Source organism: Kitasatospora sp. NPDC001603, from assembly GCF_040298365.1.
In the GTDB taxonomy this organism is placed as follows: Bacteria; Actinomycetota; Actinomycetes; order Streptomycetales; family Streptomycetaceae; genus Kitasatospora.
Genome location: NZ_JBEPAA010000070.1, coordinates 20,295 through 43,180, shown reverse-complemented (window position 1 = coordinate 43,180; position 22,886 = coordinate 20,295). Strand labels below are relative to the sequence as shown.

The 22,886-nt window shown below is 74.8% G+C and carries 24 protein-coding genes; 9 read left to right on the top strand and 15 right to left on the bottom strand.

Features of this window, described 5'->3' with window-relative positions:
* Nucleotides 1-64: 64 nt before the first annotated feature.
* From ABT263_RS30945 to ABT263_RS30930, 4 genes are all read right to left on the bottom strand, one after another.
* Nucleotides 65-958, bottom strand: coding sequence for a hypothetical protein (locus tag ABT263_RS30945; RefSeq protein WP_352295374.1), 894 nt, complete (start codon nt 956-958; stop codon nt 65-67).
* A gap of 36 nt (nt 959-994) precedes the next feature.
* A complete protein-coding gene (locus ABT263_RS30940) occupies nt 995-1,279 on the bottom strand; it encodes a DUF427 domain-containing protein (RefSeq protein WP_352295372.1) in 285 nt (94 codons plus the stop codon).
* A 103-nt stretch (nt 1,280-1,382) separates the two neighbouring features.
* The gene (locus ABT263_RS30935) at nt 1,383-1,619 is read right to left on the bottom strand and encodes a DUF6296 family protein (protein ID WP_329485972.1); all 237 of its coding nucleotides are present in this window, start codon (nt 1,617-1,619) and stop codon (nt 1,383-1,385) included.
* A gap of 98 nt (nt 1,620-1,717) precedes the next feature.
* The gene (locus ABT263_RS30930; protein ID WP_329485973.1) at nt 1,718-1,954 is read right to left on the bottom strand and encodes a DUF2277 domain-containing protein; all 237 of its coding nucleotides are present in this window, start codon (nt 1,952-1,954) and stop codon (nt 1,718-1,720) included.
* 254 nt (nt 1,955-2,208) lie between these two features.
* Between ABT263_RS30930 and ABT263_RS30925 the strand changes: the two genes are divergently transcribed.
* Nucleotides 2,209-3,429 carry an MFS transporter gene (locus ABT263_RS30925; RefSeq protein WP_352295370.1) on the top strand — a complete coding sequence of 407 codons (1,221 nt, stop codon included), beginning with the start codon at nt 2,209-2,211 and terminating at the stop codon, nt 3,427-3,429.
* A gap of 64 nt (nt 3,430-3,493) precedes the next feature.
* Here the strand turns inward: ABT263_RS30925 and ABT263_RS30920 are convergent, their stop codons facing one another.
* The 3 genes from ABT263_RS30920 to ABT263_RS30910 all read right to left on the bottom strand — a co-directional run bounded on the left by ABT263_RS30920 (nt 3,494) and on the right by ABT263_RS30910 (nt 6,274).
* Nucleotides 3,494-4,036, bottom strand: coding sequence for a gamma carbonic anhydrase family protein (locus ABT263_RS30920; RefSeq protein WP_352295368.1), 543 nt, complete (start codon nt 4,034-4,036; stop codon nt 3,494-3,496).
* Between the two features lie 98 nt (nt 4,037-4,134).
* Complete coding sequence (locus tag ABT263_RS30915; protein ID WP_352295366.1) at nt 4,135-5,367, bottom strand: serine hydrolase domain-containing protein; 1,233 nt, start codon at nt 5,365-5,367, stop codon at nt 4,135-4,137.
* Between the two features lie 340 nt (nt 5,368-5,707).
* Entirely contained in the window at nt 5,708-6,274 is a 567-nt protein-coding gene (locus ABT263_RS30910; protein ID WP_352295364.1) for a DJ-1/PfpI family protein, read from the bottom strand.
* Nucleotides 6,275-6,531: 257 nt separating this feature from the next.
* Here ABT263_RS30910 and ABT263_RS30905 point away from each other — a divergent pair, with 257 nt between their 5' ends.
* The 3 genes from ABT263_RS30905 (at nt 6,532) to ABT263_RS30895 (ending at nt 8,940) form a co-directional block, all read left to right on the top strand.
* Nucleotides 6,532-7,080 carry an RBBP9/YdeN family alpha/beta hydrolase gene (locus tag ABT263_RS30905; protein ID WP_352295362.1) on the top strand — a complete coding sequence of 183 codons (549 nt, stop codon included), beginning with the start codon at nt 6,532-6,534 and terminating at the stop codon, nt 7,078-7,080.
* A gap of 126 nt (nt 7,081-7,206) precedes the next feature.
* Nucleotides 7,207-7,482, top strand: a complete 276-nt coding sequence (locus ABT263_RS30900; protein WP_352295360.1) for a hypothetical protein — start codon at nt 7,207-7,209, stop codon at nt 7,480-7,482.
* 186 nt (nt 7,483-7,668) lie between these two features.
* Nucleotides 7,669-8,940, top strand: a complete 1,272-nt coding sequence (locus tag ABT263_RS30895; RefSeq protein WP_352295358.1) for a glycerophosphodiester phosphodiesterase — start codon at nt 7,669-7,671, stop codon at nt 8,938-8,940.
* A 71-nt stretch (nt 8,941-9,011) separates the two neighbouring features.
* On the opposite strand, the gene ABT263_RS30890 is transcribed toward ABT263_RS30895, so the two are convergent.
* Together ABT263_RS30890 and ABT263_RS30885 are read right to left on the bottom strand one after the other, a co-directional pair.
* Nucleotides 9,012-11,375: a transglycosylase domain-containing protein gene (locus tag ABT263_RS30890; RefSeq protein ID WP_352295356.1), complete on the bottom strand. Its 2,364-nt coding sequence runs from the start codon at nt 11,373-11,375 to the stop codon at nt 9,012-9,014.
* Nucleotides 11,376-11,591: 216 nt separating this feature from the next.
* Nucleotides 11,592-12,641 (bottom strand): hypothetical protein, encoded by a 1,050-nt coding sequence (locus ABT263_RS30885; protein ID WP_502885887.1) that lies wholly within the window; start codon nt 12,639-12,641, stop codon nt 11,592-11,594.
* A 181-nt stretch (nt 12,642-12,822) separates the two neighbouring features.
* On the opposite strand from ABT263_RS30885, the gene ABT263_RS30880 reads away from it, so the two are divergent.
* The gene (locus ABT263_RS30880) at nt 12,823-13,830 is read left to right on the top strand and encodes an SPFH domain-containing protein (protein WP_329485983.1); all 1,008 of its coding nucleotides are present in this window, start codon (nt 12,823-12,825) and stop codon (nt 13,828-13,830) included.
* On the top strand, nt 13,827-14,816 hold the full coding sequence (locus tag ABT263_RS30875; RefSeq protein ID WP_352295354.1) for an NAD(+)/NADH kinase: 990 nt from the start codon (nt 13,827-13,829) through the stop codon (nt 14,814-14,816). The genes ABT263_RS30880 and ABT263_RS30875 overlap by 4 nt, the downstream gene beginning before the upstream one ends.
* Before the next feature lie 33 nt (nt 14,817-14,849).
* Here the strand turns inward: ABT263_RS30875 and map are convergent, their stop codons facing one another.
* Nucleotides 14,850-15,617, bottom strand: coding sequence for a type I methionyl aminopeptidase (gene map, locus ABT263_RS30870; protein ID WP_352295352.1), 768 nt, complete (start codon nt 15,615-15,617; stop codon nt 14,850-14,852).
* A gap of 78 nt (nt 15,618-15,695) precedes the next feature.
* Here map and ABT263_RS30865 point away from each other — a divergent pair, with 78 nt between their 5' ends.
* Nucleotides 15,696-15,965, top strand: coding sequence for a helix-turn-helix domain-containing protein (locus tag ABT263_RS30865; protein ID WP_352295350.1), 270 nt, complete (start codon nt 15,696-15,698; stop codon nt 15,963-15,965).
* A gap of 92 nt (nt 15,966-16,057) precedes the next feature.
* Here ABT263_RS30865 and ABT263_RS30860 read toward each other — a convergent pair whose 3' ends face one another.
* On the bottom strand, nt 16,058-16,819 hold the full coding sequence (locus ABT263_RS30860) for an SDR family NAD(P)-dependent oxidoreductase (RefSeq protein ID WP_352295348.1): 762 nt from the start codon (nt 16,817-16,819) through the stop codon (nt 16,058-16,060).
* A complete protein-coding gene (locus ABT263_RS30855) occupies nt 16,816-18,141 on the bottom strand; it encodes an MFS transporter (protein WP_352295346.1) in 1,326 nt (441 codons plus the stop codon). Before ABT263_RS30855 ends, ABT263_RS30860 begins: the two co-directional genes overlap by 4 nt.
* Here ABT263_RS30855 and ABT263_RS30850 point away from each other — a divergent pair.
* Nucleotides 18,140-18,322 (top strand): hypothetical protein, encoded by a 183-nt coding sequence (locus ABT263_RS30850; RefSeq protein ID WP_352295344.1) that lies wholly within the window; start codon nt 18,140-18,142, stop codon nt 18,320-18,322. The genes ABT263_RS30855 and ABT263_RS30850 overlap by 2 nt on opposite strands.
* A gap of 104 nt (nt 18,323-18,426) precedes the next feature.
* Here ABT263_RS30850 and ABT263_RS30845 read toward each other — a convergent pair whose 3' ends face one another.
* Nucleotides 18,427-19,017, bottom strand: a complete 591-nt coding sequence (locus ABT263_RS30845) for a TetR/AcrR family transcriptional regulator (protein ID WP_352295342.1) — start codon at nt 19,015-19,017, stop codon at nt 18,427-18,429.
* 243 nt (nt 19,018-19,260) lie between these two features.
* Between ABT263_RS30845 and ABT263_RS30840 the strand changes: the two genes are divergently transcribed.
* Complete coding sequence (locus ABT263_RS30840) at nt 19,261-19,737, top strand: DoxX family protein (protein WP_352295340.1); 477 nt, start codon at nt 19,261-19,263, stop codon at nt 19,735-19,737.
* 66 nt (nt 19,738-19,803) lie between these two features.
* Here the strand turns inward: ABT263_RS30840 and ABT263_RS30835 are convergent, their stop codons facing one another.
* The gene (locus ABT263_RS30835) at nt 19,804-20,100 is read right to left on the bottom strand and encodes an MTH1187 family thiamine-binding protein (protein WP_352295338.1); all 297 of its coding nucleotides are present in this window, start codon (nt 20,098-20,100) and stop codon (nt 19,804-19,806) included.
* Nucleotides 20,101-20,286: 186 nt separating this feature from the next.
* Nucleotides 20,287-21,909, bottom strand: coding sequence for a SulP family inorganic anion transporter (locus ABT263_RS30830; RefSeq protein WP_352295336.1), 1,623 nt, complete (start codon nt 21,907-21,909; stop codon nt 20,287-20,289).
* Nucleotides 21,910-22,886: the final 977 nt, after the last annotated feature.

Here is a 22,886-nt window from a genome sequence, read left to right as displayed (position 1 = left end):
GGCCCCGCTCCCGGGTGCCCGGGAGCGGGGCCACCCCCGTGTGGCGTTCCCCGACGGGAGCCGCTCAGGGCCGCGGCTCGCCCCGCTCGCCCTTCAGCGGCGGGGCCGCGGCGGCCCAGTACGCGCGGTCCGCCGTGCCGCGCCGGTGCCGGAGGTCCTCCCGGACCTCCTTGGCGAGCTTGCGGGTGTCACGCCGGTTGACGGTGGCGCCGACGCCCGCTCCCACCAGCAGTGGGATCAGCGAGGGCAGGCGGCGCAGCGTACTGCGGGTGAGCCGTTTGCGGACCTGTTGACGGACCTCGGAGCCGAGCGCCATCGCGGCGAACCCGGCCGGCTTCACCAGCAGCGTCGCGTCGATGCCCCGGCGGTTGGCCCAGGCCGCCACGTAGGCGGAGGCCCGCTGGGTGGCCGTGCCCCGGGCCGCGAGGCCGTACACCTCGTGCAGTTCGGCGATCAGCTTGATCTCGACGGCCGCGACGGCGAGCGTCTCGGCGGCGATCTCCAGCGCCATCGCCGGCGGCACGGGCAGCATCGCCGCGGCCCCGACGCCCGCGCCGAGCGCGCCGGAGGCCCGGCTGGCGCCGCTGACCAGCAGGTCGGCCAGCCGCTCGGGGTCGGCCGCGTCCGGGTGCTGGGCGCGCAGGGTGGTCAGGCTCCGGACCGGGATGCGCGGCGCGGCCTGCATCAGCTGGTCGGCGAGGGCCCGGCCGCCGTAGGCGGCGCCCTTCGCGGCGGCCAGGCCGCCGCTGCCGAGCCGCCGGGAGACGGACCCGAGCAGGGCCGTGGCCCGGCGCTTGTCGCGCTCCGCGCGGTACTCGGCGAGCTGCCCGGCGGGCCCACCCTCGACGCCGGGGGCGGGCCGTTCCAGTTGTTCGACGAGGTCCGCCAGTTCCTCGGCGACCTGTTCGGGGGCGGGCTCCGGCTGCCGGGAGCGTCCCGGTCTCCTGAAGATTGCCATGCTCTGCGGTTACCCGGTGGACCGCGGAGGTACGCGCTATTCGGTGATCTCCACCCCGCGCCAGAAGGCCACCCGGCCGCGGACGTGCTCGGCGTCCGGCAGCGGGTCGCGGTAGTACCAGGCCGCGTCGGGGTTGAGCTGCCCGCCGACGTCCAGCGTGTAGTACTCGGCGGTGCCCTTCCAGCCGCAGACGGTGGTGGTGTCGGACGGGCGCAGGTACTCCGCGCGCACGGATTCGGCCGGGAAGTAGTGGTTGCCCTCGACCACGGTGGTGTCGTCGCTCTCGGCGACGACCGTGCCCTGCCAACTCGCTGTAGTCATGAGCCGATTCTGCCCGAGGCCGCGAGGGGACAACCGGCCGGGCGTGACCCGTCCCGCCGCCGGCGCGGTCCGGTGGGCCGCGCCGGCGGCGGAGGGCTCCCCGCTACGGCAGTGGTTCGGCGTGCACCGGGAAGTGCGGGGACTGGTGCCCCCCGCTGGCGAGCATCCGGACCTCGCCCGAGTCGCTGATCTCGGCCCGGACGATGCCGGTGGCGTCCTCGTAGACGGGGTGGCCGCCGGGACCGGTCGTACTGGTGCGGGAGACCACGACGACGTCCTGCGGGGCCTGGGTGCCGGGCGTGCCCGGGAAGGTCAGTACGTAACGGTTCGCGGGGTTCATCGCCGATCTCCTCGGTCCACCTGGTCCCAGCTGTCCCTGGTGCCCATGCTGCCCCTACAGGTCTGCGCCGGGCCGGCCGGCGGCTTCCCGCCGTCGGATCAGGCGGCGGCCCCCGTGGTCCGGGCGGGAGCGCCGCGGACCTCCAACTCGTCGAGCAATCGGGCGGTGGCCTCGGCGACGGCTTCCACGGCGCGGTCGAAGGCCTCCTGGTTGTGCGCCGCCGGGGCGCGGAACCCCGACACCTTCCGCACGTACTGGAGGGCGGCCGCGTGGAAGTCCTCATCGGAGGCGTCCGGCGTCACGGGCGGTCTCAACGTCTTGATACTGCGGCACATGACCCCAGTCTCGCGCGCGGGGGCGCCGCTGGCGACCCCCATGTGTCACCGGCCAGCCATGGGCGGCACCTGGTGGGGTCATCCGATCGGATTAGGATTTCGCCCAGACAAATGGCCCGTCATCCCCGCGCCGCCCCGCTCCCCACCCCGCTCCCCCACCGGGTCGCCTGGCCCGGTCACCTGTCTGCACCGGCCCGACGACCGTGCCGGACCCCCTGCCCGGCTCCCGCCCGGGCGTCACCCCGGAGTCCCCCTTGCCACTCGCGCTGGTCGCCCTGGCCGTCACCGCGTTCGCCATCGGCACCACCGAATTCGCCGCCATGGGGTTGCTGCCCCAGGTCGCCGAGAACCTCCACGTCTCCATCCCCCAGGCGGGGTGGCTGATCTCCGCCTACGCCATCGGCGTGGTGATCGGCGCACCGCTGCTCACCGCGCTCGCCGCCGGACGGCCTCGCAAGCCCGTGCTGGTCGCGCTGGCCGGCCTCTTCGCGACCGGCAACCTGCTCTGCGCGATCGCACCCGACTTCTGGTCGCTGGCGGCGGCCCGGTTGATCACCGGGCTGCCGCACGGGGCGTTCTTCGGCGCCGGGGCGGTCGCGGCCGCCGAGCTGGTCGCCCCGCACCGGCGGGCCCGGGCGGTCGCCGTGATGTTCTCGGGCCTGACCGTCGCCAACATCATCGGGGTCCCGGCCGCGACCCTGCTCGGGCAGCACCTCGGCTGGCGGGCCACCATGCTGGTGGTGGTCGCGATCGGCGCGCTCGGCACCGTCGCCATCGCGCGGCTGGTGCCCCAGCTGCCCACGCCCGCGCAGTCCGGCCTCCGGCACGAGCTGGGGGCGTTCCGCAGCGGACAGCTCTGGCTGGCCCTCGGCACGGTGGTGTTCGGCTGCGGGGGTTTCTTCGCCTGCTACAGCTACATCACCCCGCTGCTCACCGAGGTCTCCGGCTACGCCACCGGATCGGTGACGCTGGTGCTGGCGCTGTTCGGGGTGGGCATGACGATCGGCAACGTGCTGGGCGGCATCGCCGCCGACCGCGCGCTGCGGCCGACCGTCTGCGCCGCCTTCCTGCTGCTCGCCGCCACCCTGGCGCTCTTCGGGGTGACCGCCCGCTCCGAGTGGTCGGCCGCCCTGACGGTGGTGCTGGTCGGGCTCTTCGGCTTCGCGATCGTCCCGGCCGTACAGACCCTGGTGCTGCAGAAGGCCCGCAACGCCCCGACCCTCGCCTCGGCAACCGTGCAGGGCGCGTTCAACCTGGCCAACGCCCAGGGCGCGTACTTCGGCGGCCTCGCCCTGGACGCCGGGCTCGGCTGGACGTCGCCGACCCTGGTCGGCTCGGGCCTCGCCGCCTCGGGTGCGGTGATCGCGGTGATCGCCTGGGCCGCCGACCGCCGTCGCCCCGGGACGGCCGCCCCGGTACCGGCCCCGGCCCCCGGCCGCCCCCTGCCCACCGCCGAGGCGGCCGCCCGCACCTGACCGGCCGGGCGGGGGCGCGCCGGGCGGGGCGCCCCCGCCCGACGGCCTCGTCCCGTTCGACCGCCTAGGCCGTCCGACGCTCCACCGGCTCGATCTTCCGGTGGGCGTCGGCCAGGAGGCGGTAGCCCTCGCCGTTGAAGGTGACGCCCGCCCGCTCCTCCTCGGTCAGCTCGCGCCGGATCCTGGCCGGCACCCCGGCGACCAGGGAGCCCGCCGGCACCTGCATGCCCTGCGGGACCACGGCCCCGGCCGCGACCAGCGAACCGGCCCCGATCCGGGCGCCGTTCAGCACCGTGGAGTTCATCCCGACCAGCACGTCGTCCTCGATCACGCAGCCGTGCAGGACGGCGTTGTGGCCGACCGAGATCCGCTCGCCGATCACCAGCGGGAAGCCCAGGTCCGCGTGCAGCGTGCAGTTGTCCTGGATGTTGGTGCCCGCGCCGACCGTGATCGCCTCGGCGTCGCCGCGGATCACCGCGCCGTACCAGACGCTCGCCCCGGCGCCGACCGTGACCGACCCGATCACCACCGCGTTGGGTGCGACGAAGGCGGTCGGGTCGATGTCGGGCACCCGGTCCCCGACCGCGGCGATCAGCGGCTCTGCCATGTCTCGTCCTCCTGGCGACAATCGACCGTCATGTGCCGGTCATGATGGCACCCCGGTCGTGGACCGCCCCCAGCACCCCGGTGATCGCGCCGGGGAGGTCACCGAACCACGCCGGTGGCCGCGAGGGTGCCGGTCGCCGTGGCCGGGGTGGCCGGGGTGGCCGGGTGGGTGTCGCAGAGGGCGGTGGCGACCAGGGCTTCGACGGTGGCGTTGGCCGCCGGGAGGTCGGAGAGGTCGTACGGGTTGACGGAGGCCGTGAACTGTCGCCGGCCGTCCGAGGCCCCGTACATCAGGGTGGTGTACCCCGGGATTCCGCCGCTGTGGCCCCAGTACTCGCCGCAGGCCGTCGACGTCCGCTGGAGGCCGAGGCCGTACTCGGCGGGACCGCTCTGCGGGGTGGTCCGCTTCATCTCGGCGAGTTGGGCCGGGGCGAGCAGCCGCCCGCCGAGCAGGGCGGAGACGAACCGGGCGAGGTCGGTGGTGGTGGAGATCCCGGCCCCCGACGCACCGGCCATGCTCGGGTCGAGCAGGGTGACGTCCGCCGGTCCGGAGGCGAGCTTGTAGTAGCCGTGGGCGTGCGGGCCGGGGACGAAGGGCGAGTTGAGCGGCATCGAGGTACCGGTCAGACCGAGCGGGCGGATGATCCGGCGCTGGACCTCGTCGGCCCAGCCGCGGCCGGTGAGGCGCTCGATCAGCATCCCGATCACCACGTAGTTGGTGTTGGAGTAGTGCCAGCCCTGCCCGGGGGCGAAGTACGGGGGGTGCTGGGCGGCGAGGCCGACGAGCTCCTCCGGCGCGTACGGGCGCCAGCGGCCGACGTCGAGCCACCGCTGCAGGGCGGCGGGGTCCTCGTCGAAGGAGAAGGACGGGTCCTCGGTGTAGTTGAACAGGCCGCTGGTGTGGTTCAGCAGTTGGCGGACGGTGATCTGCCCGCCGTTCGGCACCACGCCGGGCAGGCGGCTCTCCACCGGGTCGTCCAGGCCGACCCGGTGCTCCGCCACGAGCTGCAGGACCACCGTCGCCACGAAGGTCTTGGTGACGCTGCCGATCCGGAACCGGCCGTCGGCGGTGGCCGGGGCGCCGGTGGCGAAGTCGGCCGTCCCGGCCGCGCCCTTCCAGACCGTGCGCCCGCGCTCGGCGACCAGCCCCAGCGCGGCGGAGGCGCCACCCTGGGCCACCGGCCCGCGCACGGCCGCGTCCAGCGCCGCCCGGTCGACCCGGTCGGCGCCGCCGTCGGCCACCGGCCGGCCGGACCCGGGCCCCGCGCCCTGGGCACCCGCGACGGGGGCGAGGGCACCCACCAGGCCGGCACCGGCCAGCGCGACCGCCACCGCCCGTACGGCCAGCCCCCGCCGTCGCCGCCCCCGGTCCCGCCCGCCTTCCGGGCCCGTCCACTCCGCCCGGCCCGCCCGATCCCTCGCCGTTCCCGTCATGCCGCCGCCCTCCGGTGTCCGAACGGGCGGACTTTCCACAACATCCGCCCCGGTCCTGTCGACTGACACTCTGACAGCGCCGGAAGACGTACACGTCCGACCCAGGTCCCGAGCCTCTCCACCGCTGGTCCGATCTTCCGTCGGCGTGTCGCTCCACCCACAGGCGGAACAGGACCCCGACGGGCTGAGGGGCACCCCTCCGCCCCAGGGCGGAGGGGTGCCCCCGGGTCCGTCAGGGTCAGGCCAGCGGGGCCTTGACCCGGAGGACCTCGATGAAGGCGCGGATCCAGGCGGGGTGGTCGGGCCAGGCGCGGGACGAGACGACCACGCCGTCGACGACCGCCTCGCCGTCGACGTACTCGGCGCCCGCGGCGGCCACGTCGGGCTCCAGGGCCGGGTAGGCGGCGCTGCGGCGGCCGGAGAGCACGCCGGCGGCCGCGGTGATCAGCGGGCCGTGGCAGATCTGCGCCACCGGCTTGTCGGCGTCGAAGAAGTGCCGGACGATCCGCTGCACGTCGGCGTTGTTCCGCAGGTACTCGGGGGCACGGCCGCCGGGGATGACCAGGGCGACGTACTCGGCCGGGTCCACGTCCGCGACGGCGAGGTCGGCGGGCCAGGTGTAGCCGGGCTTCTCGGTGTAGGTGTCGTAGCCGTCGACGAAGTCGTGGACCACGAACTGGAGCCGCTTCTTCGTCGGCGCCGCGATGTCGACCTCGTAGCCCTCCTCCAGCAGCCGCTGGTAGGGGTAGAACACCTCCAGCGACTCCGCGGCATCACCGGTGACGAGCAGGACCTTCGATGTCATCGCCGACATCCCTCCATGTGATCGGTCGTCAGACATGGTGCGGGCCCGCGCCGGTGGCGGCCGGGGCGGGCCGGGAACAACCTCCCGCACCCGGCCGCGCCGACGCAACGGGGCACACCGCTCGCACACCCGGCGCGTGATGCGTGGCACGCGCCTTGGGCGAGCCGTGTGCGCCGTCGCCAGGGCCTACGCGCCCCTTCCCGGGCGGCCCCTAGACTCCCTGGTGCCCAGGTCAGCCCCCGAAGGGAGTCCGCACGATGTCGGACCGCACCAGCTACCTCGTCCTGCCCGGCTACCAGAGTTCCGGGCCCGCCCACTGGCAGACCCGGTGGGAGGAGGCCGACCCGGCGGCCTTCCGGCGCGTCCAGCAGGAGGACTGGGACTTCCCGGAGCCGGACGCCTGGGTGGCCGCCCTCGATGCCGCGATCGCCACCGCGGCGGCCGACGGGCCGGTGGTCCTGGTGGCACACAGCCTCGGGTGCGTCGCGGTGGCCCGCTGGGCGGCCTCGGCCGCCGCCGGACGGACCGCCGCCGTCCGGGGTGCGATGCTGGTCGCACCCGCCGACATCGACAACGCCGACGTCCCGGCGCTCGCGGGCTTCCGCCCGGTGACCCTGGAGCGCCTGCCCTTCCCCTCGCTGGTGGTCTCCAGCACCGACGACCCCTGGGTCACGCCGGAGCGTGCCCGCGCCTTCGCCGAGGCGTGGGGCGCCCGGTACGTGGAGCCCGGCGCCCACGGACATCTCAACGCCGACTCCGGGCTCGGTGACTGGCCGGACGGCCGGAAGCTGCTCGCCCAGCTCTGAACAAGGACCGAGGGGCGGGAGGTGGGGGGAGCCGGGCGCTCCCCCCACCCTTCTGGGATAGGACCGTGATCACCCTCCGGAGCAGAATCGGGGGCACACCGACTCCTCTGGAAGGACACTCAGTTGATGAACCGCCTGTCCCGCCCGCTCGCAGTCGCCGCGCTCGCCGTCGCCGCCGTTCTGGCCGGCGGGGCCGGGGCCGCCCAGGCCGCCGGCGTCGACCTCTCGGCCCACGGTCCGCTGACGGTGGCCGACCAGCCCGACAGCCAGCTGTCCGCCGCCAACCGGTGTGACGTCGAGTACACCGTCGCGTACTACAGCTACCGCACCCAGGGCTACCCGGAACTGGAGTCGATGCTGCACGCGGAGAAGTCCTACGCCCTCTGCCAGGTCAACGGCTGAACCGGCCCCCGCTCCGTCCGAGGCGCACCCCGCCCGCACCGGGTGCGCCTCGGGTGCGTTCCTGACGGGTGCACGGCGGATCTTCGCCCGCAGTTCGCCCGAACGCCACCCGGCCGGGCGCCGCTGCTCCTAGTCTGCGGGCGACGACCATCAGCGCCCCGCCCCCAGCGCGAGCCAGGAGTTTCAATGACGAACCGTCCGCTCGACGGCAGCAGCTCGACAGATTCCTCCGCACCCGGCACGGCCTCCTCGCGCCGCCGGTTCCTGCGTGCGACCGGCGCCGCCGGCCTCGGTGCGGCCGCGTTCGCCGCGACCGGCGGCGAGGCGTTCGCGGCCCCGGCCGACGAGCAGCCGGACGCCGCCGAGGGGCGCGCGGACGCCGGGGCGGCGGCCGGCACCCGCTCCCCGGTCCGCACCGGTACCGGCCTGGACCGGCTGCCGCACCCGCTGGTCATCGGCCACCGCGGCGCGCCCGGCTACCGCCCCGAGGAGACCCTCGGCTCCTACGAGCTCGCCCTGGAGCTCGGTGCGGACGTCATCGAGCCGGACCTCGTCCCCACCAAGGACGGCCACCTGGTGATCCGGCACGAGAACAACATCGTGGAGACGACGGACGTCGCCGACCACCCCGAGTTCGCGGGCCGGAGGACCACCAAGACCATCGACGGCCTGCCGCAGACCGGCTGGTTCACCGAGGACTTCACCCTCGCCGAGCTGCGCACCCTGCGCGCCAAGGAGCGCCTCCCGCAGCAGCGCCAGCGCAACACCCTGTACGACGGCCGGTGGCCGGTGCTCACCTTCCGCGAGCTGGCCGACTTCGCCAGGAAGCGCGGACGCGAGCTCGGCCGCGAGGTCTGGCTCTACCCGGAGACCAAGCACCCGAGCTACTTCCGCTCGATCGGTCTGCCCCTGGAGGAGCGGCTCGCCGACGAGCTGCGCCGCGCGGGCCTGGCCGGCCGGCGCGGGCGGGCGATCCTGCAGTCCTTCGAGCCGAGCAGCCTGCAGCGGCTGGCCAAGCTGGTCGACAACCCGCGGATCCAGCTGCTGGGCGGCGCGACCACCCAGCCGTACGACTTCGTGCTGTCCGGGGACCGGCGCACGGTGGCCGACCTGGTGACCCCGGCGGGGCTGCGCTGGATGGCCGGCTTCGCCCACGGCATCGGCCCGACCACCCAGCTGATCGCACCGGTGGACGAGAGCGGCAAGCTCCTGCCGCCGACCACGCTGGTCCGCGACGCGCACGCGGCCAACCTGCTGCTGCACCCGTACACCGTCCGCAACGAGAACGCCTTCCTCCCGCTGGACTACCGCCGCGGCACCGACCCGAACGCCTACGGCGACGCCATCGGGTGGGCGCGCCACCTCTACGAGCTGGGCGTGGACGGCTTCTTCACCGACCAGACCGACACCAGCGTGCTGGCCCGGCAGGACTTCTGGGCCGCGAACGGCGTCCACTGACCGGCCGCCCCCGAACCCGGCGGTGCCCCGGACCGTAGGGCGGTCCGGGGCACCGCCGTCGGCCGGTCCGGTCAGCCGTCGTTCTGCGAGCCGTCCGGCCGGTCGCCGTCGCCCCGGCCGGTCTGCTCGGTGTGCTGGTCGGTGTGCTGCTCGGCGGGCTGGGTCGAGCGCGGCCGCCCCGGGTCCGCCGTCCGCCCCGGATCCGCCGTCCGGCCGCCGGGCGCGCCCGCACCGGTCGGGGCGGTGCCCGGCGAGGCCGTGCCGGAGCCGCTCGGGCTCCCGCTCGGGTTCGGATCACGCTTGGGCGGGTCCGGGATGTACACGGTGTCGAAGGTGTCCCGCGGCATGCCCTTCAGCGCCTGGTTCATCGCCAGCTGCCAGATCGGGCCCGGGCCGGTGGCTCCGAAGATCTCCTGGTAGTACTTGCCCCCGATCCGGATGTTCTTCATCGGCACGCCCTTGGCCGGGCCGCCGAGCCAGACCGAGGCCGCCAGGTTGGCGGTGTAGCCGCTGAACCAGGCCGACTTCTTCTCGTCGGTGGTACCGGTCTTGCCCGCGATCTGCCGGTCGCCGTCCAGCCCGAGCTCGCGCGCGGTGCCCTTCTCCGTCACCCCGAGCAGCACGGTGTTGATGACGTCGGCGGTGTCCTCGGACATCACCCGCTCGCACTTGGCGGGGACGACCGGGACGTCCTTGCCGTCCACCGTGGTGATCCGGTTGATCGCGAGCGGCGCGCAGTAGGTGCCCTCGGCGGCGAAGGTCGCGTAGACGTTGGCCATCACCAGCGGGCTCACCTCCTGGGTGCCGAGCCCCAGCGCGGGCAGTTCCTGGAGCGGATCCCCGCTGGCCTTGGTCGCCACGCCCAGCTTGTTGGCCATCTGCTTGACCGCGCAGAGGCCGATCTCCTGCTCCATCTGGACGAAGTAGGTGTTGACCGAGAGCGCCATCGCCTGCTTCAGGTCGTACGGGCCGGACTCCTTCTCGGACTCGTTGGGGATCGAGCCGCCCTTCTTGCCCTTCTCCAGGTTCTTCCAGGTGCCGTCGCAGGTCTTCATCGTCGGCCAGTCCATCCGGTTCGGCGCCGGGTAGATCTGGGTGGCCGGCAGGCCGGCCTCCAGCGCCGCGGCGGCGACGATCGGCTTGAAGTTGGAGCCCGGCTGGAAGCCGTTGCCGCCGCCCATCCCCGCGTCCGCGTTGTAGTTGACGACGGTCTGGTTCTTGTCCGGGTCCAGGCCGTAGGGGCGGGTCTGGGCCATCGCCAGGATCTTGCCGCTGCCCGGTTCGACCATGGTGATCGCCGCCGAGACCGGGTCCGTCACGTAGACCTTCTTGGTGACGGCGTTCTGGGCGGCGGCCTGCTTGTCGGGGTCGAGGGTGGTGGAGATGTTCAGGCCGCCCTGGTCCCACAGCTTCTTGCGCTCGGCGGCGCTCTTGCCGAACACCGGGTCCTGCTTGACCACGTGCCGGACGTAGTCGCAGAAGAAGCCCATCCCGGCGTTGGCGGTGATGCAGCCGTTCTGCGGGTCCTTGTACTTCAGCCCCAGCGGGGTCGCCTTGGCGTCCCGGGCCTGCGCGGCGGTGAGGTGCTTGTTCTCCACCATCTTGTCGATGACGGTGTCGCGGCGCTTCTGGGCGGCGACGGGGTGCAGCTTGGGGTCGTACTGGGACGGGTTCTGCACCAGACCCGCCAGCATCGCGGCCTCGGGGACGGTGAGGTCCTTGGCGTCCTTGCTGAAGTACCGCTGCGAGGCCGCCTGGATGCCGTACGCCTGGTGGCCGTAGAAGGTGATGTTCAGGTAGTTGGTGAGGATCTGGTCCTTGGTCAGGTCCTCCTCCAGCTTGATGGCGTACTTGAGTTCCTGGATCTTGCGGCCGAGGGTCTTGCGCTGGGCCTCCAGGACGGCGGCCTGGTCGTCGCCGGCCTTCTCGACGTTGACGTTCTTCACGTACTGCTGGGTCAGCGTCGAGGCGCCCTGGACGGTGGTGCCGCTCTCCGCGTTCTTGGTGGCGGCCCGGAGCACACCCTTGAGGTCGACCGCGCCGTGCTCGTAGAAGCGCGCGTCCTCGATGTCCACCTGGGCCTGCCGTATCAGCGGTGACATCTGGTCGGCGGGTATGACGGTGCGGTCGCGCTCGTACACCTTGGCGATCAGGCCGCCCTTCGCGTCGAAGATCTGCGAAGCCTGGCTGAGCGGCGGGGTCTTGAAGTCGTCCGGGATGCTGTCGAAGTTGTCCGCGGTGTTCTTGGCGGTCAGCCCGAGAGCGCCGGCCGCCGGCAGGGCCACGCCCGCCAGCAGGACGCCGGCCAGCGTGCTGTAGCCGAGGAACTTCACCGCGTGACCCGCCATGGCGAGCGGACTCTCGCGACGCCGGGTGCGCGGGACCCAGGTGTCGCCCGGGTCGGGGGAGGAGATACGGCGACTCTTCCGTGACATAGGCGGAACACTACGTCCACGAAAACCCTGCATGGGACGGGTGTTGGCCAAGCTTTGTCACAAATCGGCGACAGATTCACCCCGCCGGGGCCGGTCGGCCACCCGGCCCCGCCGGCGCCCCGAAGCCCGAAGGGCCGTTCGTCCACGGTGATTCCGTCTCGCCGGCCGCACCCGGGGCCCGGAGCCGGCCCCGGACACACCCGCCGGCTCCGCCCGTCAGTCGCCGCGGCGCTTCTTCCGCAGGCCGAACACGGCCCCCACCACGGCGAGGAGGAACAGGACGCCGAGCGTCCGGTCCGACGGCCCCTCGGACGAGGAGGACGAGGAGGACGAGGAGGAAGACGACGGCGACCCGGCGGCCCCGCCCGCGGCCGCCGGCCCGGACGGCGGTGCGGCCGCACCGGAGGAGGGCGCGGCCGAGGGCAGCGGCTGGACGGTGTCCGGGAGTTGGTCGTCGTCGAGCGGCGAGCGCCAGACCGGGCTGTCCTTGCCCTCGGTGCCGTAGAGCAGCGCCCGGCCGTCCGCCGTGAAGGTGACCGACTCGCCCTGGCGCTGGAAGGGCGTGGAGAGCGGGCCGAGCTTGACGGGCGCGCCGTCCTTCCAGCGGTAGAGGGTGGCGTCGAAGTAGCCGCGCAGGACGAGCCGGGTGCCGTCCGGGGAGAACGCCCCGTCGGTGATCCAGGGGACGTCGACCATCCGCCGGAAGGTGTTCACCCCGGCCGCGGAGAGCTTCTCCGGCCCCTGGTAGAGGCCGCCGCCGCCCTGCTTCTTGCTGGCGATGTAGGCCCGGCCGGTGACCGGATGGACCATCAGCGCCTCGGCGTCGCGCGGGCCGTCCTCGTAGCGCACCCGGTAGCGGACCGTCTCCACGGTCTGGTCGCGCAGTTCGGCGGGCTCGGCGAAGGCGTAGATCCAGACCTCGGGCCACTTGCCGCCGAGGTTGTCGCCGATGTCACCAACGTAGATCCGGCCGTCCGGGCCGATCGAGATCGCCTCCACGTCACGCGGCTCGATGCCGCGCAGCGTGACGGTGGCGACGGTGCGCCCCTGCGAGTCCACCGCGTAGACGTAGGGGCCGTCGTCGCTGTCGTTGTGCGTCCAGTAGACGCCGGGGTGGGCGTGGCTGGCGGCGAGGCCGCTGGACTCGGTGATGCGCGGGTCGGAGATGGTGAACGCCTGCCCGGGCCGGTCGGCCGCGCGGGCGGGCGGTGCGGCGACCACGGCGGTCCCGAGGGCGGCGGCGGTCGCCAGGGCGGTCGCGAGCAGCGCCGCCGCGGCGCGGGCCGCCCCCCGGCCCGGACCCCGCCGCGTCTTCGTTCGCGTCCTCAGCACCCGGCGATCCTCCCACGACAGTCGGGCCAGGCGCCTTCCCTTCTTTTCGTCATCTTGACGAGATCAACCGCCGCCGAATATCGTCGGAGTGACGAAAAGGGGAAAGGAACCTCCCATGGCCGACATCACCAAGCGCTTCGGACTGCGCCACCTGCGCGCCGTCCCCACCGCCCACATCCGGCACCTGAACCGCGGCAAGGTCGTCCACGACGGCCCGGGCCTGGCGTTCTGGTTCCGGCCGCTCACCGCCGCCCTCTCCGAGGTGCCGGTGGACGACCGCGAGCTGGCCATGCTGTTCCACGCCCGGACCTCCGACTTCCAGGACGTCACCGTCCAGGCCACCCTCACCTACCGGATCACCGAACCCGCCGTCGCCGCCGCCCGCGTCGACTTCGGCCTCGACCCCGACAGCGGCGCCTGGCGCGCCGCCCCGCTCGACCAGCTCGCCACCCTGCTCACCGAGACCGCCCAGCAGCACGCGCTCGGCCTGCTCGCCCGCACCCCGCTCGCGGCCGCGCTGGCCGACGGCGTCAGCGCCGTCCGCGACCGGATGGCCGAGGGGCTCGCCGCCGAACCGCGGATCACCGAGACCGGGCTCGCCGTGATCGCCGTCCGGGTGGTCGCGCTGCGCCCCGAGCCCGAGGTGGAGCGCGCGCTGCGCACCCCCGCCCGTGAACTCGTCCAGCAGGAGGCCGACCGGGCCACCTTCGAACGGCGCGCGGTCGCCGTCGAGCACGAGCGCGGCATCGCCGAGAACGAGCTGGCCAACCGAATCGAACTGGCCCGGCGAGAGAAGCAGTTGCTGACCCAGCAGGGCGCGAACCGGCGCCTCCAGGCCGAGGACGAGGCGGTCGCCGACCGGGTCCGCGCCGAGGCCGAGGCGGAGCGCCGGACCAGGCTCGCCACCGCCGAGGCGGACGCCGCCCGGGCGCTGGGCGAGGCCCGGGCCGCCGCCGAGGCCGCCTGGCTCACCGCCCACCAGCAGGCCGACCCGGCCGTGCTGCGGGCGCTCGCCCTGATGCGGCTGGCCGAGCACCTGCCCCGGATCGAGAACATGACCGTCACACCGGACCTGCTCACCGGGCTGCTCAGCCGGCTCTCCCAGAGCGCGGGCGACCAGTGACCCTCGCGCCCCGGGCCGTCCTGGTGCACCGCCGCACCGAGTACGAGGAGCTCCTGGCCCACCACGGCACGCCCGGCCAGGCCTCGTTCTTCCTGGCCGCCCGCGGCCGGTCGATGGCCGAGGCCGAGGAGCGCCACCGCCGGCAGACCGACGCGCTCGCCCGGGCGGCGGCCGCGGTGCCGCTGGAGTGGCGGCGCAGCCGGGTCGAGCGGGCGGACCTGCCGCGCTTCCTGTTCGAGCCCGAGGACGTGGTGGTCGTGGTCGGCCAGGACGGGCTGGTCGCCAACGTCGCCAAGTACCTGGACGGGCAGCCGGTGATCGGCGTGGACGCCGACCCCGGCCGCAACCCCGGCGTCCTGGTCCGCCACCGTGCCGACGCGCTGCCCGCCCTGCTGCCGGCCGCCGTCGCCCGCTCGGGCGCCCGGCACCTGGAGGAGCGCACCATGGTGGAGGCGGTCGCGGACGACACCCAGCGGCTGCTGGCCCTCAACGAGGTGTACGTCGGACAGCCCGGGCACCAGACGGCGCGGTACCGGCTGGCGGTCGAGGGCGGGCCGGACGGGGGCGGGCCGGGCGGGGGCGGGCCGGGCGGGGGGTCGAGCCGGTCCGTCCCGTCGAGCACGGCCGACCGCCCGCGGTCCGCCCCGCCCGAGCCGCAGGCCTCCTCGGGCGTGCTGGTCGGCACCGGTACGGGCGCCACCGGCTGGTGCCGCTCCGCCTGGCTGGAGCGCGGCGGCCCGCTGACCCTGCCGGAGGCCGCCGCGCCCGTGCTGGCCTGGTTCGTCCGGGAGGCCTGGCCCTCCCCCGCCACCGGCACCAGCCGGGTGCACGGGGTGCTCGACGGCGGCCGGCAGCTGGTGCTGACCGTCGAGTCGGACCGGCTGGTCGCCTTCGGCGACGGCATCGAGACGGACGCGCTGGAGCTGACCTGGGGGCAGAGCATCCGGCTCGGTGTGGCCGCGACCCGCCTGCGGCTGCTCGGCTGAGCGGGGCATGGCGACGACGGCCCCGGGAGGGCGCTACGGCAGGGTCAGGATGCGCGGTCCCTCCTCGGTGATCGCCACGGTGTGCTCGAAGTGCGCGGCCCGGCTGCCGTCGGTGGTCCGCAGGGTCCAGCCGTCCTCGTCGGTCAGGTAGTCGGACCGGCCGCCGCCGGTCAGCATCGGTTCGATCGCGAGCACCAGCCCCGGCTTGAGCGGGTAACCCTGGCCCGGGCGGCCCTCGTTGGGCACCGACGGCTCCTCGTGCATCCGGCGCCCGATGCCGTGCCCGCCGAACCCCTCCGGCACCCCCCGGCGGGCCCGCCGCGCGACCGCGGCGATCGCGTGCCCGATGTCACCGGTCCGGTTGCCGACCACGGCAGCGGCGATCCCGGCTTCGAGCGCCCGCCGGGTGGCGTCGATCAGCGCGGCGTCCTCCGCGCGGGGCGTCCCGACGACGAAGCTGACGGCGGCGTCGCCCGCCCAGCCGTCCAGCACCGCCCCGCAGTCGATGCTGACCAGGTCACCGTCGCGCAGCCGGTAGCCGTCCGGGATGCCGTGCACCACGGCGTCGTTGACGGAGGCGCAGATCACCGCCGGGAACGGCACCGGGGCGAAGGACGGCCGGTACCCGAGGAACGGCGACACCGCGCCCGCCCCGCTCAGCACCCCGCGGGCCACCTCGTCCAGCTCCAGCAGGCTCACCCCCACCGCGGCCGCCCGCTCGACGGCGGCCAGCGCCTCGCCGACCACCCGCCCGGCCTCCCGCATCGCCGCCAGCGCCGTGTCGTTCTTGAGTTCCACCATGGCCGTGCCCTCCCGCATCTCTACCCAATTCTTATACCGGTATATCTATCACGGTCCAGTCGGGTCTAGGATCGGCGCATGGTGAGGACTCCACTGACCCCCTGGGAACGCGAACGCGGCGAGCGCTTCGGCGCCCTGCTGCGCGCGGCCCGCGGCACGCGCAGCATGGTCGAGATCGCGGCGGTGGCGGGGATCTCCTCGGAGACCCTCCGCAAGATCGAGACCGGCCGTGCCCCCACGCCGGCCTTCTTCACGGTCGTGGCACTGGCCTACGCGCTCGACCTCTCCCTCGACGACCTGGCCGCCGCCTGCGCCCTCCCGCACGACGGCGAAGCCCTGTCCGCCTAGGACGGCGCACCGGGCGGGGCCGGACGGACGTGAACGGCCGACCGGTCACCGGTCGGCCGTTCACGGGGGGCGAGCGTCAGGCGGGGCGGGCGTCAGGCGGTGATGCCGCCGTCGAGGACGAGGTCGGCGCCGACGGTGTAGGCGGACTCGGGCGAGGCGAGGTGGAGGACGGCGGCGGCGATCTCCTCGACGGCGCCGGCCCGGCCGACCGGGACGTCCGACTTCATCCGGTCCGCCTTGTCGGCGGCGCTCTCGCCCGGGCGGCTGGACATCGGGGTCTCCACCGGCCCGGGGCTGACCGAGTTGATCCGCACGCCCTCGGCTATGTGATCGCGGGCCGCGCTGCGGGTCAGGGCGCTGACGGCGGCCTTGGTGACCGCGTAGGCGCCGAGACCCGGCAGCCGCATGTGGACGCCGAGGTTGGAGGCGATGTTGACGATGGCGCCGCCGCCCTGGGTCCGCATGTGGGCGATCTCGTGCTTCATGGCGAGCCAGGTGCCGGTCAGGTTGGTGTCGACGACCCGCTGCCAGTCCTCCTCGGCGAGGTCCGCGATCGGTGCCACCGCGCCCAGGATGCCGGCGTTGTTGACGGCGATGTCCAGGGCGCCGAGCCGGGCGACGGTCTCCCGGACGAGCCGGGCGGCATCGGCGGCGTCCGCGACGTCCCCGACGAGGGCGACGGCCTTGCCGCCCTCCTCCTCGATCAGCCGGACGGTCTCGGCCAGCGGGCCCTCGGTGCGGCCGGCGACCGCGACGCGGGCCCCCTCCCGGGCGAACGCGAGGGCGATGCCCCGGCCGATGCCGGTGCCGCCGCCGGTGACCAGGACGGACTTGTCGGCGAAGCGCGTGGTCATGCTGAGTACTCCTCGGTGTGGGTGAACGGGGGTCGTGCGGGTCGGGAGCGGGCCAGCAGGGTGACCGCCGCGGCGGTCAGCGCGAGGCCCGCGGCAGCCGCCGCGAAGGCGGCGGCGTAGCCGCCGACGGCGGTGGGACGGGTGGCGGCGAGCGCCATCAGGGCGGCGACGCCGGCGGTGGGGCCCAGCTCCATCGCGGTGTTCAGGACGCCCGCGGCGAGACCGGCGCGCCCGGGCCGGACGCCCCCGGTGGCGAGGACGGCCGAGCCGGCGAAGGCCGGGCCGGCCCCGGCGGGCAGCAGGAGCAGACCGGGCAGCAGTCCGGTGGCGAAGGGGGTGGCGGGGCCGACGCCGGCCAGCAGCGCCAGGCCTCCGGCGGCCACCGCCAGGCCCCCGGCGGTGACGGCGGCCGGTCCGTGGCGGGCGATCAGCGGTCCGGCCAGCCGGCCGGCGGCCAGCAGGACCGCCGCGTACGGGAGGAAGGCCGCCGAGGTGGCCAGCACGCCCCAGCCGCGGACCTGTTGGAGGTAGAGCGGGAGGATCAGGAAGACCAGCGCGGTGCCCGCGGCGGTCGCCATGACGGCGACCAGGGCGGCGGCCCGGCGGCGGTCGGCGAGGAAGCCGGGCGGCAGCAGCGGGTCGGCGGTGCGCCGTTCGGCGGCGGCGAAGGCGAGCAGCAGGACAGCGCCGAGCACCAGCGGAAGGAGCACCACGGGTTCGCCCCAGGTGTGCTCCCCGGACCCGACCAGGCCGTAACTGACCGCGGAGACACCGGCGGTGGCGAGCGCCGCACCCCGCAGGTCGAGCGCCGGGGGCGCGCCGGGAGCCGGCTCGGCGGCAGGGAGCAGGCGACCGGAGCGGGCGAGCCCGGCCAGCGCCACCAGGACCGGCACGGCGAACATCCAGCGCCAGGAGACCCAGGCGGTGACCACCCCGGAGAGCAGGCTGCCACCGGTGGCACCGAGCGCCGAGAGGCCGCCCCAGGTGGCCATCGCCCGGCCGTAGTCGGCGGACCGGGGGAAGAGCGACCGCACCACCGCGACCGCCGCCGGAGCGGCGAGCGCGGCGCCGACGCCCTGGGCGAAGCGCGTCACCAGTAGGACGGCGAAGGTGGGGGCGAGCGCGCCGGCCACCGAGGCGACGGCCAGCAGGACGAGGCCGACCCGCAGCATCCGCCGGCCGCCGTGCCGGTCGGCGAGCCTGCCGCCGAGCAGCAGCAGGGAGCTGAAGGAGAGTCCGTACGCGGCGCTGAGCAGCAGGATGCCGGAGGGCCCGAGGCCGAACTCCCGGCCCACCAGGGGCAGCGGGACGGAGAGAATCATGATCGTGAAGATCAGCGTCGCCTGCACGGCACCGAGCAGGGCGAACCCCGACCGCGGTGACGCCTGCGACGGGGCCGGCCGCGAAGGCACCCGCGCGGTGGTGCGGGTGGGCGCGGGCCGAGAAGCCGGCGAGTCCACCCGTGCGGGTGTCGAAACCCCCTGTGCCATCGAATCCCCCTAGTTGATAATGACCGTTCGGTCCAGAATTTGGACAGCACACTGCGCCGGTCGCGAGGCCGTCGGAAGCCCCCGGGCCGGGCCGTGGCGCCGGCCCGGGCGGCGCGCTCAGTCCAGCAGGCCGAGCGCCTGCTCGGCGGCGGCCCGCAGACGGGCCTCGCCGTCACCCGCCTTGCCGATCACCCGCATGCCCTGCATCAGCACCAGCAGCATCCGCGCCAGCGCCACGGGGTCGCGCCCCTCGGGCAGTTCCCGCTGCGCCTCGGCCCGGACCAGCGCGGCCGTGAGCACCGTCTCCAGGTGGTCGAGGCTGGCGGACACCCGCCGGGCCGCGTCCGGGTCGTGCGGAGCGAGCTCGACGGCGGTGTTGGTGACGAAACAGCCGCGCCTGGGGCCGCCCGCGCCGTCCTCGCCGGCCTCCCGCGCGAAGCGCCGGACCAGGCCGCGGACGGCCGGCAGCACCGGGCCGGGCTGCGAGAGCTCGGCCAGCAGCACCGGATTGTGCTGCTCGCCGTAGCGCTCCAGCGCCCGCAGGTAGAGCTCGTGCTTGCTGCCGAAGGTGGCGTAGATGCTGGCGCGGGCGATCCCGAGCTCCTCGACCAGCTCCGCCATCGAGGTGGCCTCGTAGCCGCGCCGCCAGAACAGCTCCAGGGCCGCCTGGAGCGCCGCGTCGGGGTCGAATTCCTTGGTCCGTGCCATGTCTGAACCCTAGTCATATTCAGACCGATCGGTCAAGAAAGAGGAGAGCGACCGCCACGGCGAGTACCGGATACCGGGCGCGCCGGGCCACAGGGCGGGCCGACAGCGGACGGTTGACATGCGAACAACGGACGGTGAACAAATTCGAACACGGTGGACTTGACAGAGTGTTGTCAGGCGATTCCAGATAAGGGTACCCTTACCGCCGCCCGTCCCCCACCCCCTCCCCCCAAGGAGACGTCCATGCCGGCTACTCCCCAGCAAGCGGTCGACACCGTCCGCCCCCTCGTCCTGACGGTCTTTCGCGTCGTCGTCGGGCTGCTCTTCGCCTGCCACGGCGCCGCCTCGCTCTTCGGCGTCTTCGGCGGCGCCAAGGGCGGCGGCTCCGTCCCGGTCGGCCAGTGGCCCGGCTGGTGGGCCGCACTGATCCAGCTCGTCGGCGGCGTCCTGGTCCTGGCCGGACTCGGCACCCGGACCGCCGCCCTGCTCTGCTCCGGCTCGATGGCCTACGCGTACTTCACCGTCCACCAGGAGCACGCCCTGCTGCCGCTGCAGAACGGCGGCGAGGCCTCGGTGCTGTTCTGCTGGGCGTTCCTCGCGATAGCCGCGCTCGGCTCCGGACCGTTCGCGGTGGACCGGCTGCTCCCCCGGTGGACGGCCGACCGGGCCTACGGCTCCGCGCCGGCGGAGCAGAGCACCCAGCCCACCGCGGCACGCTGACCGAAGCCCGGCCCGCCGGCCCGCTCGGGTCGGCGGGCCGGGCCTCACCGCAGGGCCGGCCGGGGCTCACCCCTCCGCGAGGTGGCGTTCCACCGAGGCCACCTTGGCGGTGAGCCCGTCCGAGACCCCGGCCCGGTCGTCGATCTTGATGACGGTGCTGACCCGTCCGCTGTAGGCCTTCACGGCCTCGATCGCCGCCCGGATCACCGGCATCACCTCGTCCCACTCCCCCTCGACGCTGGTGAACATCGCGTCCGTGCGGTTCGGCAGCCCGCTCGCGCGGACCACCCGGACGGCGGCGGGGACCGCCTCCCCCACCTCCTCGCCGACCCCCAGCGGGGTGACCGAAAACGCTGCGATCACGGCTCTGTTCCTCCTCCGGCTCGGCGCTGTCCCGGTGCCCGGTCCGTCGGGCGCCCCGGCGCCGCGACCAGGCTAGCCGCCCGGCCCGGCCGGACCGGCCGACGACCCGGCACCCTGACGAGCCGGCCCCCCCTGCCGAGCAGGTCTCCCCGGTAGACCGGACGAGCCATCAGACCGAACGACCCGTCAGGCCACCGTCGGCAGCGGCGGTTCGACCGCCAGCGGCGCGGAGCTGCGGGCCCGGTGCTGCTCGGCCCAGGTGCTGAGCGCCACCGTGCAGGCGTGGTCCAGGTGGCGCAGCCCCGACCAGTCCAGCTCGACCGGGCGGTCCGCCGGCAGCCGCTCCAGGGTGTCCAGCAGCCGGGGCAGCCGCAGGAAGGTCGCGTTGCCGCTCAGACGGACCCGCAGCGGTGCCCGGGTGAGCGCCGGGCCGGCGGCCCCGCCGGTGGCGGGAACGGGCTCCGGGGCCTCCGGGGGCGGCAGTTCCTCCACCGCGATCTGCAGGTGCGAGGTCTGCCAGGCCGACTTGACCACGGCCAGGCCGATCCCGATCAGGACGCCCTCGAACAGGTCGGTGGTGATGATCGAGACCGCCGTCACCGCGAGCACCACCGCCTCGCCGCGGTGTTCGCGGCAGAGCCCGACGATCCGCCGGACCGGGACGAGCTTGGCGCCCGCGTGCACCAGCACGGCGGCCAGCGCGGTGAGCGGGACCAGGCCGAGCACCCCCGGCAGCAGCGCGGTGAACAGCAGCAGCCAGAGCCCGTGCAGGACGCGGGAGGCCTTGGTGCGGGCGCCGGCCTGGACGTTCGTCGCGCTGCGGACGATCACCGCCGTCATCGGGAGCGCCCCGAGCAGGCCGCAGAGCGTGTTGCCGACGCCCTGCGCGGTCAGCTCACGGTCGTAGTCGGTCCGCGGGCCGTGGTGCATCCGGTCCACCGCGGCGGCGCTGAACAGCGTCTCGGCCGAGGCGATCAGGGTGAAGGCGAGGACGGTACCGACGCCCGCCGTGCTCGCCAGCGCGCCCAGCGCGTCGCGCTCCGGCAGCCGGACCACGTCCAGCAGGCCGGAGACCCGGATCCGGGCGACCGGCAGGTCGGCGGCGGCCGTGACGGCGGCCGCGAGGCCGACGGCGGCGAGCGGTGCGGGCACCGTCCGGGCCACCCGGGCGGGCAGGTACTTCCAGAAGGCCAGCACCAGCAGGGTGGCGACGCCGAGGGCGACCGCGGCCGGCGTCGCCGCGCCGGTGACGGCGTCGCGCAGCAGCGCCGGCAGGCCGGCGATCTTCTCGGGCCCGGTCGAGGGCGCCCTGCGGTCGGCGAGCGCGTAGAGCTGGCCGAACAGCAGGGTCAGGCCGATGCCCGCCAGCATGCCGTGGACCACGGACGCGGACATCGCACGGAACCAGCGGCCCAGCCGCAGGGCGCCCATGGCCAGTTGGAGCAGGCCGGTGGCGAGCACCAGGAGGCCCAGCGCGCCGGCACCGTAGTCCTGGACGGCCTCGTAGACCAGGACGGTGAGCCCGGCGGCCGGGCCGCTGACCTGGAGGCTGCTGCCCGGCAGCGCGCCGACCACCAGGCCGCCGACGATCCCGGTGACCAGGCCGAGCTCGGCGGGCACCCCGGAGGCGACGGCCACGCCGACGCAGAGCGGCAGGGCGACCAGGAAGACCACCAGGGAGGCCGGCAGGTCGAAGCGCCAGGGCACGGCGCGCACGGCACGGACGGGAACGCGCCGGGCCCGGCCCGGCAGGGCGCCCTCGCCGGAACGGCCCGGCGGACTCTCGGACCGGCCGGACGGGGCGCTCATCGGGTCACCGCCGCAGCGGTGCCGGGGCGGACGGGGAGACAGCAGGCGGGTCGGAGCATGGGTACGTTCCTTCCGCGCAACCGCCCACGGGCGGACGCGCTGCTGGGTGCGTCCGGACGGGCGGACGCCGGGGCGGGCGGGCCGGGCGGGCGGCCGGACGCCGAAGCGGGCGGACCTGGCGGGCGGACGGCGAGGACGGACCTGGCGGGCGAGCGGGTCGCGCGCCGGTGGACGCTCACCGCGTCGGCGCACCGGGCGCGACCTCGGCGGCGCACCCGGCGGCCTCCGCGGCGCGTACGGCGCGGGCGGCGTCGGTACGGGCGGCCGTCCGGGCGGGCCGGGCGGCCGTGGCGGGCGGCGGCGATGGGTGTCGGGGCGGAGCGGGTGCGGTCAGGGGGCCATGCCTCGGTCGGCCGCGCGCGGACCGGGCGGGCCCGGTCCGGGAACGGGACCCGACGGCCGGAGCTCCCCCGCTCCCCGGTCGATCCCAAATCCCCCTGCCGCGGCCCGAGTTGAACATGGCAACCATGACGGGTCCGGCGTGCCACCGACGGTACCCAGGGCCCCGCGCGGGGCCGACCTCGCCCACCGAATCTTCACGCGAGCCGCACACCGGCGACGCTTTCCGCGCCGACCCGGGGCTCCGGCCGGGTACGCGCGTTCGGCCCGTGGACTGGCACACGAACGAGGCCGGTGCCGGAAGCGCGCGCTTTGCACGAAGGGACGACCGCCGGGCCCGCCCGGGCCCGGCGGACTGGAGGAACGGGCGATGGTCCGGCCGCGCCCGCCGTGACAGCCTGGCCGGACGGCCGGCCCACCCCCTCCCCCGCGCCCGCCACCTGCGGTTTCCCGCCATCCCCGCGGCACGCCCCGCTTCCACATTCTGTTGAAAGCCCCCTTGACGCCCTGACGGGCCCCGCCTTACTTTGTTTCCGCATACAGAAACCGTTCTTCCGTATGGTGGAATTCTGGAGATG